This window comes from Sphingomonas mollis (assembly GCF_016427505.1).
GTDB lineage: Bacteria > Pseudomonadota > Alphaproteobacteria > Sphingomonadales > Sphingomonadaceae > Sphingomonas > Sphingomonas mollis.
Window position 1 is genome coordinate 142615 of record NZ_JAELXS010000002.1, and the last position, 16154, is coordinate 158768.

The window sequence follows — 16154 nt, forward strand, 5'->3', positions numbered from 1 at the left end:
TGGACCCATGGCCCTGACCGCACTCGACATCGTCGTCCTCCTCGTCGTCGCGGGGGCCGCCATCATGGGCGGGGTGCGCGGTTTCGTGACGGAGGTGCTGTCGCTGTTCGCCTGGATCGCCGTCGTCGCCGCGCTGAAGCTGTTCCACATCACCGTCGCGCAGGCACTCAGCAACTACGTCGGCACCGTATCCGGCGCCGCCGTACTGGCGTTCGCGCTGATCGCCGGCGTCACCTATTTCGGCGGCAAGCTGGTCGCCGGCGCGATCGGTGCACGGACCCGCACCTCGGTGCTGGGGCCGGTCGACCGTGCGCTGGGCTTCGGCTTCGGCGCGCTGAAGGGACTGATCCTGACCAGCCTCTGCTTCCTGCTCGCCGCGCTCGTCTATGACACGATCGGCGGCGGCCCCGCCGGTCGGCCCGCGTGGATGACCGCCAGCCGCACCTATCCGCTGCTGAACGCCACCAGCGCCGGCATCGCCGATTTCGTCGACCGCCGTCGGCGCGGCCAGCCCGTGTTCGGCGCGCGACCCGCTTCCTCCTCGCCCATCCACAACGCCAGCGAGGCTCCATGAGCGCGCCCCTCTACAACACCGACATCCTCCGGCTGGCGGCCTCGATCCCCCATCACGAACGCCTCGTCGATCCGATGGCCAGCGTGGAACGGCGCTCGCCGATCTGCGGCAGCCGCGTCGTGGTCGATGTGAACGTCGGTCCTGACGGCCGCGTCAGCGACGTCGGCCTGCTGGTCCGCGCCTGCGCCCTCGGTCAGGCGTCATCCTCGTTGCTCGCCGCCGAGATCATCGGCCGCACGCCCCAGGAACTCGCCGACGCCCGCGACACGCTGACGACATGGCTGGCGGCGGGTGAGGGCGACGCCCCGGCATGGCCCGGCCTCGGCATCTTCACGCCCGCCCTGTCCTATACCGCCCGCCACGCCTCGATCCGTCTCGCGTTCGAAGCCGCCGCCGAAGCCGCCGAACAGGCCGCCGCCCGCGAACCGGCAAAGACCTGATGCACGAAGCGCAATCCTTCTCGCTCCTCCGCGACGGCGCAATCCTGCTCGGATCGGGACTGCTCTTCGTCCTCCTGTTCCGCCGCCTTGGCCTCGGTGCCACCCTCGGTTATCTCGTCGCCGGCGCCGTCGTCGGTCCCCATGTCCTCGGCCTGGTCGGTGATGCCGAATCGAAGATGGGCATCGCCGAGCTCGGCATCACGCTGCTCCTCTTCATCGTCGGGCTGGAACTCAACCCGTCGCGCCTGTGGCGGATGAAGCACGAGATCTTCGGCCTCGGCCTGTTGCAGGTCGTCGCCTGCGGCCTCGCGATCACCGCCGTCATCCTCGCCGCCGGGTTCAGTCCGGCCGCCGCCTTCGCGCTCGGCCTGCCCTTGGCCCTGTCGTCGACCGCGCAGGTGCTGCCGATGCTGCAATCGTCGGGCCGCATGCGGACGCCGTTCGGCGAGCGGACTTTCGCGATCCTGCTGTTCCAGGACCTGTCGATCGTCCCGCTCATCACCATCATCGCCGCGATGAGCCGCAATCCGGCGGACGCACACGCCCCGCCCGGCTGGCTGCTCGGCCTCTACACCATCGCCGCGGTCGTCGGCCTCGTCCTCGCCGGGCGCTTTATCCTGCGCCCGTTTTTCCGCCTGATCGGCAATCTGGGCGAGCGCGAGATGTTCATCTTCGCCGCGCTCTTCACCGTCATCGCCAGCGCCGCGATCATGGAGATGCTCGGCCTGTCCACCGCGCTCGGCGCATTCATCGCCGGCGTGATGCTGGCCGACAGCCCGTACCGGCACGAACTGGAAGCCGATGTCGAGCCGTTCCGATCGATCCTGCTCGGCCTGTTCTTCCTCGCCATCGGCATGATGCTCGATCTTCAGGCGATCGCCGACCGGCCCCTGTTCGTCATCGCGATGGCGGCGGCGTTGATCCTGACGAAGGCGACGGTGATCTTCGCGATCGGTATGGCATTTCGCATGCCATGGCGCGGCGCGCTCGCGCTCGGCCTGTTGCTCAGTCAGGGCGGCGAGTTCGGCTTTGTTCTGTTCGCGCAGGCGCAATCCGGCCTGCTGGTCGCGCCCGAGGCCGCCAGCCTGTTCGGCGCGATCATCACCCTGTCGATGGCGACGACCCCGTTCCTGATGAGCGCCACCCGCCGCTTCCGCGCCCAGCCCATCGCCAAGCATCAGGAGCGCGACGGCCCCACCACCGACGGCGCCAACGCGCTCATCGTCGGCTATGGCCGGTTCGGCCAGACGGTCGCGCAGATGCTGATCGCCGAGGGGGTGCCGGTGACCCTGATCGATCGCGATATAGAAATGATCGACGTAGCCGGGGAGTTCGGCGCCAAGGTCTATTACGGCGACGGCACCCGTCTCGACCTGCTGCGTCAGGCGGGTGCGTCGGAGGCGGAATTGATCCTGTTCTGTCTCGATGGCGACCAGATCGAACCCGACACGCTGGAGGGGGTCCACGCCGCCTTCCCGAACGCCGCCATCTTCGTCCGCGCCTATGATCGTCGCGCCGTCATCAAGCTGCGCGGCGCACCGGTCGATTATGTCGTGCGCGAGGTGCTGGAATCCGCCGTGTCGATGGGCCGTCGCGCACTGACCGCGCTGAACGTCGATCCGACCCAGATCGACCGCACCGAACAACTCTATCGCGCCCGCGACAAGGAACGCCTGCATGCGCAGGTGGAGGCCGGCGACCTCCGCGCCGCCACCGATCGCATCATCACCCAACCGACGAGAGGATAAAGGCGATGCTCGCTGTTCTGGCCGCCCTGTCGGGGGCGCTGGCCGTCGCGGCGGGCGCGTTCGGTGCCCATGGCGTCACCGGGCAGGCCGCCGACTGGCTGCGCACCGGCGGCCAGTATCAACTGATCCACGCCGTCGCCGCGCTGGTCGCCCTGCGACTGGAGGCGAGGGGGCCGGCCTGGCTCTTTGTCGCCGGCGCGGCGATCTTCGCGATCACGCTATACGCCATGGCGGTCGGCGCCCCCCGCTGGTTCGGAGCGATCACGCCGATCGGCGGGGCAATGCTGATCGGCGGCTGGCTATGGCTGGCATGGACGCTGCGGGCATCCTGATCGTTGAATCCGGTTGATTTGGCTAGCCGTTGCAGTCGGGATTGATCCGGCCCACTATCGCTACCAAGCGATTACCCTTTCTCAAAATGGATCGAATTTCGGGAAAATGTCGATCAGTCGCCCAAGGGATGCTCTGGCGACCATGCAGTCAGCATCCCTTGTCGCACCGCTTCGCCGATCGCACTTTCGCGATCAGGGTCGATCGGGCGCTTGACCAGATTTACCTTCAGTTTCTGTCGCTCGATCGTTGCGGCAAACTGCGGCGACACATACCTGCCACCGCCCGCGCCTGAGATGCGGAATAATGGAGGTAAATCAACTTCACCGGTGGGGACTGACAGTGCCATGTTTTGCCATGTATTGGTGTAAACCTTCGACACGGATGGCGCGTCCAAACCGTCGTCGGTCAAAGCCGATCCGTATTTATCGAGATCGATGCGATCGAGCGACGAAAGCTCTAGATCAAACACCTTTGGGTCAGCCCAGCAATATAGAGCGAAGAACTCCGCTACGGCATCAGCCTGCGGCGCGTGATCGCGCTGCGCTCTGCGCCAAACTGTCAGCGGCATAATCTGCACGTCCGGTTGGCCAGCTTCCTGAAGCGCCGTCAAAAACCGCTGCGACACAACCTTTACCGGAAGATCATAGCTGCCGGAATAGTCCCCGATCTTGCTCAGTGATCGAAGGCCCGTCGCGAGATAGAAGCGCTCCGGCGTGAACTCAGCAGGCAGTGCACCACGACGATCATACCGCATCCAAGCGTGCCATCGAGCCTGTTCCCGGCCCTCCTGCCAAACGCCGGGTTCATGCTCATAGCTGTCGATCGACCCTAGCTGAAGGTCGTCAGCGTATGACCCTAACTGCCACAAAAACAGTCGCGGTTGCTCAAGCTCACCGATGCCGAACGTCCGTCCAGTCGTTTGGGATGTAAACTCAACTGGCATCAACGGGTCCTTCGGTGGGCATGAGCGGCGGCATGGCGACGAACAGAAAACTGCCTCCGGTCAGAGGCGCTTGTACCGCAACTTTGCATCGCCGAGCGATCAGCCGCAATTCTGAAAGGCAAGATGACGATGGGGCGCGAGTGCTTCGCAACTAATTTCCTTCCCACAAACGAACCCGTAGCGAGATAGACAAGGCGAATACAAATTATCGATGTGTATGGAAAAGCCGGTTTCCCAAAACCCGTTCCCGATTGCCCTTTCCCAAAACGATTGACGGAACATGGAGAAACGGGAACGTTGGCGGAGCTTGAATCGACCGACCAAGTTGACCCTGACGGACAAGAGCGTTTCCCTGTGGCAGGTCATATCGGCTCGGTTCATTCCAGACGGCGACGACCAACCTAACCGCCGATACAACCCTCAACACCCACGTGACGTACGCCGCCGGCTTGGCTATGCCGTCACCCATTCCGCCCGCCACGACTGACAACGGATCGTTTTCCATGAAGAAGCTCATTATCGCCCCCGTCATGGCCGCGCTGCTGGCATGCCCGTCCACCGCCGCCGCCCCGCAATTCCAGACCGCGGCACCCGTCGCCTATCTGGAAGACCTGTCGACCGGCGCGGTCCTGTTCTCGCGCGATCCCGATCGGCGGATGCCGCCCGCCTCGATGGCGAAGATGATGACAGTGTATGTCGCCTTCGACCTGATCCGTCGCGGCGAACTGAAGCTGACCGACATGGCGACGGTGCGCCCGGAAACGTGGCAGCGCTGGCACGGCCCCGCCGCCGGATCGACCATGTTCCTGTCGGCGAACGAGCAGGTCAGTGTCGCCAATCTCCTGTACGGCATCGTGACGCTCTCCGGAAACGACGCGTGCGTGGTGCTGGCCGAACATATCTCCGGGTCGGAACCCGCCTTTGTCGAGCGGATGAACCGCGTCGCCAAGCAGATCGGCCTGAACAACAGCCAGTTCGGCACGTCGAACGGCTGGCCCGACAACGGCGTCACCTATGTCACCGCGCGCGATCTGGCGCGTCTTGCCGACCAGACGATCAGCAACTACCCGCAACTCTACAAGCAGTTCTATTCGCGCCGGGATTTCACCTGGGGCAAGACCATGGGCGGCAACCAGATCACGCAGGCGAACCGCGATCCGCTGCTCGGCCGCGTCGCCGGCGCCGATGGCCTGAAGACTGGCCATACCGAAGAGGCGGGTTACGGCTTCACTGGATCGGCTGCCCAGAACGGCCGTCGCCTCATCATGGTGATGGCCGGCCTCACCAGTGCCAACCAGCGGATCGAGGAATCGGTGCGCTTCATGGATTGGGGCTTCCGCGCGTGGCAGGCCAAGCCAATCGCCGCCAAAGGCAAGCAGATCGAAACCGCCGAAGTGCAGATGGGCGACAGCGGCACCGTGCCGCTGATCGCCGGCACCGACCTGAAGGTGACGCTGCCCGCCGGGCTCGCGCCGGAGCTGACCGCCAAGGTCGTCTACAAGGGCCCGATCAAGGCGCCGATCAAGGCGGGTCAGCATATCGCCGATCTCGTCATCACCTCGCCCGACGTTCCCGAACAGCGTCTGCCGCTGGTCGCCGGCAATGATGTCGGCGAGGCGGGGTTCTTCCGCCGCGCGTGGAACGGCCTGACGTCGTTCGGCGGTTGACGGGGTTCGGCGGTTGACGGGATTCGGCGGCTGATCGGGCAGGGGGCGTGACCGCGCTGCTCGGTAATGCGGCCGCGCACGCCGCCTTCCTCGCCGCCCTGCAGGGCGGGTCGCTCCATCATGCCTGGCTGCTGGCCGGGCCGGAGGGGGTGGGGAAGGCGGCCTTTGCCGATCGTATCGCCCGGCGGATGCTGGCGCAGGCGGCCGATCCGACGCTGCCCGCCGGGCTGGACGTGCCCGCCGGCGACCGCACCAATGCGCTGATGGATGCCGGCTCGCACCCCGACTTCCGGTTGCTGTCGCGCCTGCCGAAGGACGCGGACAAGCCGGACGGCGAGCTGGCCCGCTCGATCACCATCGCCCAGGTTCGCACGCTCCAGCCGCTGTTCGCGACGCTGCCGTCGATGAGCAGCCGCCGCGTCGTGTTGATCGATGCGATCGACGATGTCGAACGCAACGGCGCCAATGCCTTGCTGAAGAATCTGGAGGAGCCGCCGGCCGGCACGATCTTCCTGCTCGTCAGCCATGCGCCGGGCAAACTACTGCCCACGATCCGCTCGCGCTGCCGGCTGCTGCGCTTCGAACGGCTGCGCGACGACGATGTCGCGACGGTCCTGCGCACCGTCTTGCCGGAAGCGGAGGAGGGGGAGATCGACGCGCTGACCGCCGCGGCGGATGGCGCGCCGGGCAGGGGACTGCGCTTCGCCGGCCTCGATCTTTCCGAGGTAGATCAAGCGATTGCAGCGATTGCCGGGGACGGGGACCCAGATAACCGCCGTAGAGCCGCGCTGGGCCGCAAACTCGCCGGCAAGATAGCACAGTCACGGTACGAGGCGTTTCTGGACCGTGTGCCCGCCTATATCGCGCGTGCAGCACGGACACGGTCGGGACAGGGGCTGCGGATCGCGCTTGATGCCCATGCGGCCGCGCGCGATCTGGCCGGCGCGGCGAGGGGGCTCTCACTCGATCCGCAGGGGACGGTGATCGAGATGGCGGGCCTCGTCGCAAGGCTTCACGACGCCGCCGCGATGGACTAGGGGCGCAGGGATGGCCGACCCCTTCTATATCACCACCGCGATCAGCTACCCCAATGGCCGCCCCCATATCGGCCATGCGTACGAGGCGATCGCCGCCGACGCCATCGCCCGCTTCCAGCGCCAGGCCGGCCGCGACGTCCGCTTCCAGACCGGCACCGACGAACACGGCCTGAAGATGGTCCAGACCGCCCGCGCCCTAAACCGCGACGTGGCTGAATACGCGGCAGAAATGTCGTCCTATTTCAAGCAGATGTGCGACACCCTTGCCATCAGCTATGACAACTTCATCCAGACCACTACCCCCTCCCACCACCGCGCCAGCCAGGCTCTATGGGAGAAGATGGAGAAGAATGGCGACCTCTATCTGAGCCGCTACGAAGGCTGGTACTCCGTTCGCGACGAGGCCTTCTATGACGAGAAGGAACTGGTCGACGGTCCCGACGGCAAGCTCTCCCCGCAAGGCACCCCGGTCGAATGGACCGCCGAGGAGACCTGGTTCTTCCGCCTGTCGAAGTACCAGCAACCGCTGCTCGACCTCTACGCCGCCAACCCCGACTTCATCCGCCCCGACAGCCGCCGCAACGAGGTGATCCGCTTCGTCGAGGGCGGCCTGAACGACCTGTCGGTGTCGCGGACCAGCTTCGACTGGGGCGTCCCCGTACCCGGCAGCGATGGCCATGTGATGTACGTGTGGGTCGACGCCCTGACCAACTACCTTTCCGGCCTCGGCTTCCCCGATGACGGCGACGGCATGCGCTACTGGCCCGCCGATCTCCACCTGATCGGCAAGGACATCATCCGCTTCCACACCGTCTACTGGCCTGCCTTCCTGCTCTCCGCCGGCATCGAACTGCCCAGACAGGTGTTCGGCCACGGCTTCCTGCTCCACCGCGGCGAGAAGATGTCGAAGTCGCTCGGCAACGTCGTCGATCCCGGCGATCTTGCACAGGCCTTCGGCGTCGATGCACTCCGTTACTTCCTGTTGCGCGAGGTCAGCTTCGGGCAGGACGGCAGCTATTCGGCCGAAGCGATCGTGACCCGCGTCAACGCCGAGCTCGCCAATGCCTTCGGCAACCTGGCGCAGCGGACGCTGTCGTTCATTGCCAAGAACCTGGATGGCGCACTACCCGATCGTGGCCGCTCCGAAGAAGCGGACGGCATCCTGATCGAGGAAGTGATCGTCGCCTGCGCCGCCCTGAAGGCCGCGTTCAACGACCTGATGCTGAGCCAGGGGATCGAGGGGTGGTTGCGCGGCGTCTATGCCTGCAATCAGTATATCGACGCGCAGGCACCATGGGCCTTGCGCAAGAGCGACCCCGAACGGATGAACGCGGTGCTCGGAACCCTGGTTCGCGCGATCCGCATGCTCGCCATCGCGATCCTGCCGGTCGTACCGGCGGGCGCCGGCAGCATCCTCGACCAGATTGGTGCGGATGCGCGTGATCACGCCGCGGTCGATGACGACGGATGGTATGATCGCCAGCGGCTGTCGGATGTCCGGCTGGCCACTCCCACGCCGGCGTTTCCAAGACTGGAACTGCCGCCCGAGGTCGCCGCCTGATGCTCGCCGACAGTCACTGTCATCTGAACTACAAAGGACTGGTCGAAGACCAGAAGGCCGTGCTGACCCGTGCGCGGGCACGAGGCGTGACGGCGATGTTGAACATCGCGACGCGGGAAAGCGAATGGGACGCCGTCGTCGCCACCGCAGAGCGTGAGCCGGATGTTTGGGCCACAGTCGGAATCCATCCGCACGAGGCGGATCAGCACCCGCATATCGATACGGCAAAGCTGGTGGAGCGTGCCGCGCACCCCCGGATCGTCGGGATCGGAGAATCCGGCCTAGACTATCACTACGACCATTCCGACCGCGGGCAACAGCAAGCCAGCTTCCGCGCCCATATCGCCGCATGCCGGGAAACGGGATTACCGCTGATCGTTCATACCCGCGAGGCGGAGGATGATACGATCGCGATCATGACCGACGAGATGGGCAGGGGGCGCTACTCCGGCGTTATCCATTGCTTCACCGCCAGTCGCGATTTCGCCAAAAAGGCGTTGGCCTTGGGGTTTTATATCTCGATCTCGGGGATCGTGACGTTCAAGAACGCGCGCGATATCCAGGACACCGCGCGCGATCTGCCGGCTGATCGACTATTGATCGAGACGGATGCGCCGTTTCTCGCTCCGGTTCCGCACCGGGGTAAAGCCGGCGAGCCGGCCTTCGTAGCCGACACCTTGGCGTTCCTGGCGCAATTGCGCGGTGTAGATCCAACTGTTCTGTCCGAGCAGACCACCGAAAACTTCCACGCGTTGTTCGGCAAGACGCGGAATTGAAAGCGCGAATCCTCGGATCGGGTACGTCGTCGGGCGTGCCGCGGATCGGCAACGACTGGGGTGCCTGCGACCCGAATGAGCCTCGTAATCGTCGCAGTCGGGCATCATTGCTGATCGAGCACGAACAGACGCGTGTTCTGGTCGATACCAGCCCGGACATGCGCGAGCAGTTATTGGCGGCCGATGCTGCCGCGCTGGATGCGGTCATCTGGACCCACGATCACGCCGATCATTGTCACGGCATTGACGATCTTCGTCAGGTGTTCCATGCGATGGGCAAACCGGTCCGCGGCTTGGCACGGCGGGAAACGCTAACAGCCCTGGAAACCCGCTTTGCCTATGCCTTCCGCGGACGGACCGGCTATCCGCCGACGATCGCCGCCGAAGAACTGAATGACCAATTCACGATCGACGACATCTCGATCCGGGTCGTAGACCAACCACACGGCAATATAACCAGTGCCGGATTGCGTTTCGACGTGGGTGGGAGAAGCATCGGCTATGCCACTGATTTCCATGAAATGACCGCACAGATGCGGGACATCTACGCAGGTATCGATCTCTGGATTGTCGATGCTCTGCGTCACGCGCCGCATCCGTCACATCCGACGGTCGCCGCGGTGTTAGCGTGGGTAGAGGAACTCAAGCCAGCCCGGGCGATCCTGATCCATATGGATCAAAGTATGGATTACGCGACGCTGCACCGCAGTCTGCCGGTCGGTGTCGAACCTGGGTATGACGGTCAGGTAATCGAACTTTAATCTAACGCAATCAAGTAAATTTAACATAATATATATTATCGGGTTTTCAATATATGGCTTTGACGGCACTGGATCGACTGGTCAGCATCATGGCCCGCCTCCGTGATCCAGCCAGCGGCTGCGATTGGGATTTGGCGCAGACCTGGCAAACGATCGCGCCCTACACGATCGAAGAAGCCTACGAGGTGTCAGATGCGATCGACCGGGGTAATGTACAGGATGTGCGAGACGAACTCGGCGATCTGCTGCTTCAGGTGATTTTTCAGAGCCGCATTGCCGAGGAAAACGGACTGTTCGCGCTGGACGATGTCGCGACTGCCATCGCCGACAAGATGGAACGTAGGCACCCCCATATCTTCGGCAACGCATTGGAAAAGCCGGATTGGGAGGCCTTGAAAGCCTCCGAACGTCGAAAAGATACCGGTCGAACAGGCGCCCTGTCGGACGTTGCCCTCGGACTACCGGCTCTCCAACGGGCGGAGAAATTGCAGAAGCGAGCGGCGCGTGTCGGGTTCGACTGGCCCAATGCCATCGGACCCCGCGCCAAGATCGATGAGGAACTGGCAGAAATCGTCACAGCGGCGCCAGACGAAATTGCGGAGGAAATGGGAGATTTGCTGTTCAGCGTCGTCAACTGGGCGCGTCATTTGAACATCGATCCCGAGCAAGCCCTGCGCCGGGCCAATGCCAAATTCGAACGCCGCTTCGCCGCTATGGAGGCGATGGCGGGCGATCGCTTCGCCGCTCTCGATCTTGCCGCCAAAGAGGCGTTATGGACGGACGCTAAGAAAAGCGGCGGCTGAACCGCGCAAAGTCCCCCTCGCCCAACCGTACCTCGTACACCGCATCGTCGCCTTCGGTCCGCTGATCGATTACTTCGCCATGCGCATGTAACCACGCCGCGCTGGCGCCATCACTCGCCGGCAACGTGATGGTATGCCGTCGATGGCCCTCGGTAAGTTTGGCGGCGACAGCCTGCACCATGTCGTCCACCCCCTCGCCCGTCAGCGCCGAGATGACCATGACGTTGCCACGCCGCCCGGCGTCGCCCATCGCATCTTCCCGTGCATCGTGATCAAGCAGGTCGAGCTTGTTCCAGACCTCGAACCGCGGCGTCGCATCCGCGACGCCGATCTCCGTCAGCACGGCCTCGACATCTGCCCGCTGCGCCTCGGTATCAGGATGCGCGATATCACGGACGTGGATTAAGAGGTCCGCCGACACGACCTCCTCCAGCGTCGCCTTGAACGCGGCGACCAGCTGGGTCGGCAGATCCGAGACGAAACCGACGGTGTCCGACAATATCGCCTTATCCAGCCCCGGCAGCGCGATTTGCCGCAAGGTCGGGTCCAGCGTCGCGAACAGCAGATTCTCGGCCATCACGTCCGCACCGGTCAGGCGATTGAAAAGCGTCGACTTGCCAGCATTGGTGTAGCCCACCAGCGCGATGACTGGCCACGGCGCCCGCTGGCGACGATCGCGATGCAAACCACGCGTCCGCGATACCTGCTCCAGTTCCCGGCGCAGACGTGCCATGCGATCACGGATCATCCGGCGATCCGCCTCGATCTGCGTCTCACCCGGCCCGCCGAGAAAGCCGAAGCCACCCCGCTGACGTTCGAGATGGGTCCAGCTACGCACCAGCCGCCCCGCCTGATAGTCGAGATGCGCCAGTTCGACCTGAAGTCGTCCCTCCGCCGTCGCTGCCCGCTCGCCGAAGATTTCGAGGATCAATCCGGTGCGATCGATGACCTTGGCACCCAGCCCGGTTTCGAGATTGCGTTGCTGGATCGGCGTCAAGGCGGCATCGACGACCACCAGCGACGCCTCCTCCATCGTAACCCGCGTCGCCAGTTCCGCCATCTGACCGCTGCCGATCAGCGTAGCAGGACGCGGCTGTCGAACGCGGACGGCGATCCGCTCGACCACATCGAGACCGATCGCCGCGGCTAGTCCGGCGCATTCGTCCAATCGCGCATCCGCGTCACGGGACGAATCCCCGCGATCGGGCAACACGACCAGCGCACGGGCGCCACGGGCGAATTCGTCACGATCGCGATCGAAACCAGTGCTCAATCTTCGGATGCCTCATTCTGTTCTTCGGCAAGATTCAACGGCCGCGCCGGCTGAATCGTCGAGACGGCATGCTTGTAGACAAGCTGCACCATACCCTCCCGCTGCAACAACATGCAGAACAGATCGAACCCGGCGATCTGCCCCTGCAGCATCACGCCATTGATGAGGAACATGGTGACGCTGTCCTCGGACTTGCGCACCGCGTTCAGGAACAGTTCCTGCAACAGTGGCTGCTTGCGCTGGCTTTCACCCACCGCTTCGACGACAGCATTCGCATCGAACGTGCCGCCCGGCATGATCGTGGAGATCGCATGCTTGTAGATCAGCTGCGACTGACCATCACGGCGCAGCAGCACGGAAAAATTATCGAACCAGGTAACGATGCCCTGCAGCTTCACGCCCTTGACCAGGAACATGGTAACCGGGGTCTTCGATCGCCGGAGTGCGTTGAGGAAAAGGTCCTGCAACGAGGTCTGCTTGTCGGCCATATGCCCAGCCCTTTATTGTTGGCGGATGGTGATCCGCGATGCGCCGTTTCCCGGCGTCGGAGTGCCGCCCGGCGGGGCGGCACAGCCAATCTAGGTATCCGGTCGCCCCGCGTCCAGCGGCAGCGGGATCAATCGTCCCGTGTTTCCGTAATGCCGAGCAGCTTCAGCTTACGATGGAGCGCGGACCGCTCCATGCCGATGAAGCTGGCGGTCCGCGATATGTTGCCGGAGAAACGGCGGATCTGAACGCGCAGGTAATCGCGCTCGAACGCCTCGCGCGCCTCTCGCAACGGTGCGCCCATGATCGCGGTGGAGCCCCGATCACCGCCACCATCGCTGCCCAGCACTTCGGCCGGCAACAGATCGAGATCGATCCGCCCTACCCGGTCGCCCGGCGCCATGATGATCGTTCGCTCGACCACGTTGCGCAACTGGCGGACGTTGCCCGGCCACTCGCAGGATTGCAGGGCCACCATCGCATCGGGTGCGATTTCCGGCATCGGCACCCGTCGCTGACCGGCATAGTGCCCCAGAAAATGCATGACGAGCGCCGGAATATCCTCGCGCCGATCGGCCAGCGGCGGGATCAGGATGGGAACGACGTTGAGGCGGTAATACAGGTCCTCACGGAAACGACCCGCGGCGATCTCTTCTGTCAAATCCCGCGACGTCGCGGATACGACCCGAACATCGACCTTCACCACACGTGTGCCGCCGACGCGCGTGAAACTCTGGTCGGTCAGAACTCGCAAAATGCGACCCTGCGTCGCCAGCGGCATGTCGGCGATCTCGTCGAGGAAAAGCGTGCCGCCATGCGCCTGTTCGAGCAGACCGGGGCGAACGAGGTCGCCGCTTTCCTCGATCCCGAACAACTCTTCCTCGACCCGCTCGGGCGTCATATTGGCGGCGCTGACGATCACGAACGGCGCAGCGGCCCGCTGGCTCCATCCATGCAACAGGCGGGCAGCAACTTCCTTGCCCACGCCGGCGGCACCCACGATCAACACGCGGCTGCCGGTCGCCGCCACCCGCTTCAACGTGGCGCGGACGCCGTTGATCGACCCCGAGCTGCCGGTCAGATCGACATCGCCGCCAACCGATACGCGCAGCGACGCGACCTCGCGCCGCAGCCGCTCGGTTTCCGTCGCCCGCTCCACCATCATCAACAGGCGTTCGGCCTCGAACGGCTTCTCGATGAAATCGACCGCCCCCTTGCGGATCGCGGCCACCGCCGTGTCGAGGCTGCCATGGCCCGAAATGACCAGTACCGGGATCGACGGATCGCGGCGCTTGATCTCATCCAGCAGTTCCAGACCGTCCAGCCGCGATCCCCGCAACCACACGTCGAGCAGCGCCAGCGAGGGGCGCCGCACCGCGATCGCCTCCAGCGCCGCATCGCTGTCGGCAGCACCGCGGGTTTCGTACCCTTCATCCTCCAGCACACCCGCGACGAGTTCGCGGATATCCAGCTCATCGTCGACCACGAGAATATCGAGCGCCATCAGTTATGTCCGATTCGATGTGAGTGCGGCGAGCTGACCTTCCCCGGCCGGCTCGTGATTCTGGTCCCCCTGGTCGAGCGTCTCCAATCGAGCCGCATCGAACATCATGGTCACCACCGTGCCCCCGCCCGGCCGATCGGTGAAAGCGATCGTTCCCCCATGGTCCTCCACGATCTTGCTGACGATCGCCAGCCCCAGCCCCGTACCGCGTGCACGGGTCGTCATATAGGGCTCGACGATCCGGTCGCGGGCTGCCGGCAGACCGACCCCGTTGTCCGTCACTATGATCCCGATTCGGCCATCGTCGAACTCGCCCAGCGTCAGCACGACCTCGCCATCGTCGCCCCCCCTCGCCTCGATCGCCTCGACGGCGTTCTTGACGATGTTGGTCAGCGCCTGGCCGATCTGGCGGCGGTCGCACACCATGACCGGCGCCGGTTCCGGATGATCCACGGTGAAGCGGATCGTGGGATGCGCGACCTCGTGCAGGAACATCACCTGTCGCGCGGCATCGAGCAGCGGTTCCCGGTTGAACACTGGTTTCGGCATCCGGGCAAAGGACGAGAATTCATCCACCATCCGCCGGAGATCGCCCACCTGCCGCACGATCGTCTCGGTCAGGCGCGCGAAGGTGCCGTCATCCGCCTCGATCTTGCTGCCATAGCGCCGTTGCAGGCGCTCGGCTGCCAACTGGATCGGCGTCAGGGGATTCTTGATCTCATGCGCGATGCGACGGGCGACATCTGCCCAGGCTGCCCGACGCTGATCGGACAACTGCTGCGTCACGTCGTCGAATGTCAGGATCGGTCCGCGATCGATCTCGGCCAATCGCACGGCCAAGGTCTTCGCCTGCAGCCCCTCGCCCACCTGCACCACCGCCTCGCGAACGCCGGTGCCGACCAACGCATCGAGTTCCGGCGCGACATCGCGCAGTGATCGGCCGACAACACCGTCCGCATGGGCGCCCAGCAACTGGACCGCCGATGCGTTGGCAATGCTGATCCGCCGATCGGCGCCCGTGGCCACTACCCCAGCCGACACACCCGCCATCACCGCTTCGATCAACGCACGACGGCTATCGAGTTGGTCGTTGGCGGTCAGCAGGGCCGTATTTTGCTCCTGTAGCCGCTCCGTCATGCGGTTGAACGCCATCGCCAGCGTGCCGACTTCATCGCGCGCGCGGGGGTCCGCTACACGGGCCGACAGATCGCCACTGGCCACGCGTCTTGCAGCATCGACCAGCTCACCCACCGGTCGCACCAGCCGATCCGCCACCGCCAGCGCGATCCACACCGCGACACCCACGATCAGGAGCGAAATGATGAGCAACGCCGCGTTGAAACGGATTTGCAGATAGCGCGCGCGCGCCAGCAGCGCGCGATAATCGGCCTGCGCCGCCAAAGCGCGATCGGTCTGTGCCGTCATTTCACCGGGATTGGTGCTGACACGTGCGGCATAAAGAAAAATGCCGGATGCGCCCGGCAATCTCGTGAACGTCTGGATGCGATCGCCGTTCACGATCACCTGGCTGCGCTGGCCATCGCCCAGCTTCGCGATCGATTTCGCCGTGATCTGGCGCCCGAAATCCACCTCGTATGGATTGACGATCGCCAGCGTCTGGATGTCGCCATTCGGGCCGATCGCGAACAACGCGCCTTCCGACAGGCTTCGATAATAGACCTGACGCGCAAAATATTCCTGAAACCGCCGACTATCGATCGGTTCGTCACGCAGAGAAAAGGCGAGATCGTCGGCCATGGTGACGGTAGCGTCTTCCCACCGCTGCAGGATCATCATGTACGAGGCGCGGGTCAGCTCAGTGGCATTCTCGAACACGCCGCGCGCCCGGTCGGAATACCAGAATTGCACGCCGTACTGGAACAGCAACGACGCGAAGATGGTGACGAGCAGCATCGGCACGGCGGCCACGACCGAAAACAGCGCCACCAGCCGAACATGCAGCCGCCCCTCCCCGCCGATCGGCGACAGGGCGGCACGACGACGGGCGATCCGTCGACCCAGCAGCATCAGCAACAGGATGCCCGGCACCAGATTGGCCACGAGCAGCAACGCGACGAACGGCGGTGCGATCAACCGCTGTGGATTATCGGCTCCGCTCAGCAGCAGATAGCTGACGATCGCCACGCCGACGGCAATGCCCAGAACCAGCAGTTCGACCAGCGGGGTGACGGTAAAGCGCCGCATCGGCGTGTCGTCATGGGAGTTGGGCGTCGCGACTGCGATCATT

The 16154-nt window shown here is 64.4% G+C and carries 15 protein-coding genes; 10 read left to right on the forward strand and 5 right to left on the reverse strand.

Annotated elements, in window-relative coordinates; genetic code table 11:
• Positions 1–7 precede the first annotated feature (7 nt).
• The 4 genes from JAO74_RS04130 to JAO74_RS04145 are packed head-to-tail and all read left to right on the forward strand — an operon-like array spanning position 8 to position 3094.
• Positions 8–574: a CvpA family protein gene (locus tag JAO74_RS04130; protein WP_199035456.1), complete on the forward strand. Its 567-nt coding sequence runs from the start codon at positions 8–10 to the stop codon at positions 572–574.
• Positions 571–1014: an iron-sulfur cluster assembly scaffold protein gene (locus JAO74_RS04135; RefSeq protein WP_199035457.1), complete on the forward strand. Its 444-nt coding sequence runs from the start codon at positions 571–573 to the stop codon at positions 1012–1014. Before JAO74_RS04130 ends, JAO74_RS04135 begins: the two co-directional genes overlap by 4 nt.
• On the forward strand, positions 1014–2762 hold the full coding sequence (locus JAO74_RS04140; protein ID WP_199035458.1) for a cation:proton antiporter domain-containing protein: 1749 nt from the start codon (positions 1014–1016) through the stop codon (positions 2760–2762). Before JAO74_RS04135 ends, JAO74_RS04140 begins: the two co-directional genes overlap by 1 nt.
• A gap of 5 nt (positions 2763–2767) precedes the next feature.
• Positions 2768–3094 (forward strand): DUF423 domain-containing protein, encoded by a 327-nt coding sequence (locus tag JAO74_RS04145; protein WP_199035459.1) that lies wholly within the window; start codon positions 2768–2770, stop codon positions 3092–3094.
• 113 nt (positions 3095–3207) lie between these two features.
• Here JAO74_RS04145 and JAO74_RS04150 read toward each other — a convergent pair whose 3' ends face one another.
• On the reverse strand, positions 3208–4038 hold the full coding sequence (locus JAO74_RS04150; protein ID WP_199035460.1) for an acyl-CoA synthetase family protein: 831 nt from the start codon (positions 4036–4038) through the stop codon (positions 3208–3210).
• A gap of 503 nt (positions 4039–4541) precedes the next feature.
• Between JAO74_RS04150 and JAO74_RS04155 the strand changes: the two genes are divergently transcribed.
• The 6 genes from JAO74_RS04155 to mazG all read left to right on the forward strand — a co-directional run bounded on the left by JAO74_RS04155 (position 4542) and on the right by mazG (position 10643).
• Positions 4542–5705, forward strand: a complete 1164-nt coding sequence (locus JAO74_RS04155) for a D-alanyl-D-alanine carboxypeptidase family protein (RefSeq protein WP_199035462.1) — start codon at positions 4542–4544, stop codon at positions 5703–5705.
• A 47-nt stretch (positions 5706–5752) separates the two neighbouring features.
• A complete protein-coding gene (locus tag JAO74_RS04160) occupies positions 5753–6742 on the forward strand; it encodes an AAA family ATPase (protein ID WP_199035464.1) in 990 nt (329 codons plus the stop codon).
• A 10-nt stretch (positions 6743–6752) separates the two neighbouring features.
• Positions 6753–8303 carry a methionine--tRNA ligase gene (gene metG, locus JAO74_RS04165; protein ID WP_199035466.1) on the forward strand — a complete coding sequence of 517 codons (1551 nt, stop codon included), beginning with the start codon at positions 6753–6755 and terminating at the stop codon, positions 8301–8303.
• A complete protein-coding gene (locus JAO74_RS04170) occupies positions 8303–9079 on the forward strand; it encodes a TatD family hydrolase (protein WP_199035468.1) in 777 nt (258 codons plus the stop codon). Before metG ends, JAO74_RS04170 begins: the two co-directional genes overlap by 1 nt.
• Positions 9076–9840 carry an MBL fold metallo-hydrolase gene (locus JAO74_RS04175; RefSeq protein ID WP_199035470.1) on the forward strand — a complete coding sequence of 255 codons (765 nt, stop codon included), beginning with the start codon at positions 9076–9078 and terminating at the stop codon, positions 9838–9840. The genes JAO74_RS04170 and JAO74_RS04175 overlap by 4 nt, the downstream gene beginning before the upstream one ends.
• Positions 9841–9929: 89 nt before the next feature.
• On the forward strand, positions 9930–10643 hold the full coding sequence (gene mazG / locus JAO74_RS04180) for a nucleoside triphosphate pyrophosphohydrolase (RefSeq protein ID WP_233150662.1): 714 nt from the start codon (positions 9930–9932) through the stop codon (positions 10641–10643).
• Here the strand turns inward: mazG and hflX are convergent.
• The 4 genes from hflX to JAO74_RS04200 form a co-directional block, all read right to left on the reverse strand.
• Positions 10624–11916, reverse strand: coding sequence for a GTPase HflX (gene hflX, locus JAO74_RS04185; RefSeq protein WP_199035474.1), 1293 nt, complete (start codon positions 11914–11916; stop codon positions 10624–10626). The two genes, mazG and hflX, sit on opposite strands and share 20 nt — an antisense overlap.
• On the reverse strand, positions 11913–12404 hold the full coding sequence (hfq, locus tag JAO74_RS04190; protein WP_056527980.1) for an RNA chaperone Hfq: 492 nt from the start codon (positions 12402–12404) through the stop codon (positions 11913–11915). The genes hflX and hfq overlap by 4 nt, the downstream gene beginning before the upstream one ends.
• Before the next feature lie 128 nt (positions 12405–12532).
• Positions 12533–13906, reverse strand: coding sequence for a nitrogen assimilation response regulator NtrX (ntrX, locus tag JAO74_RS04195; protein WP_199035476.1), 1374 nt, complete (start codon positions 13904–13906; stop codon positions 12533–12535).
• Between the two features lie 3 nt (positions 13907–13909).
• Complete coding sequence (locus JAO74_RS04200) at positions 13910–16153, reverse strand: sensor histidine kinase (RefSeq protein ID WP_199035478.1); 2244 nt, start codon at positions 16151–16153, stop codon at positions 13910–13912.
• Position 16154 lies beyond the last annotated feature (1 nt).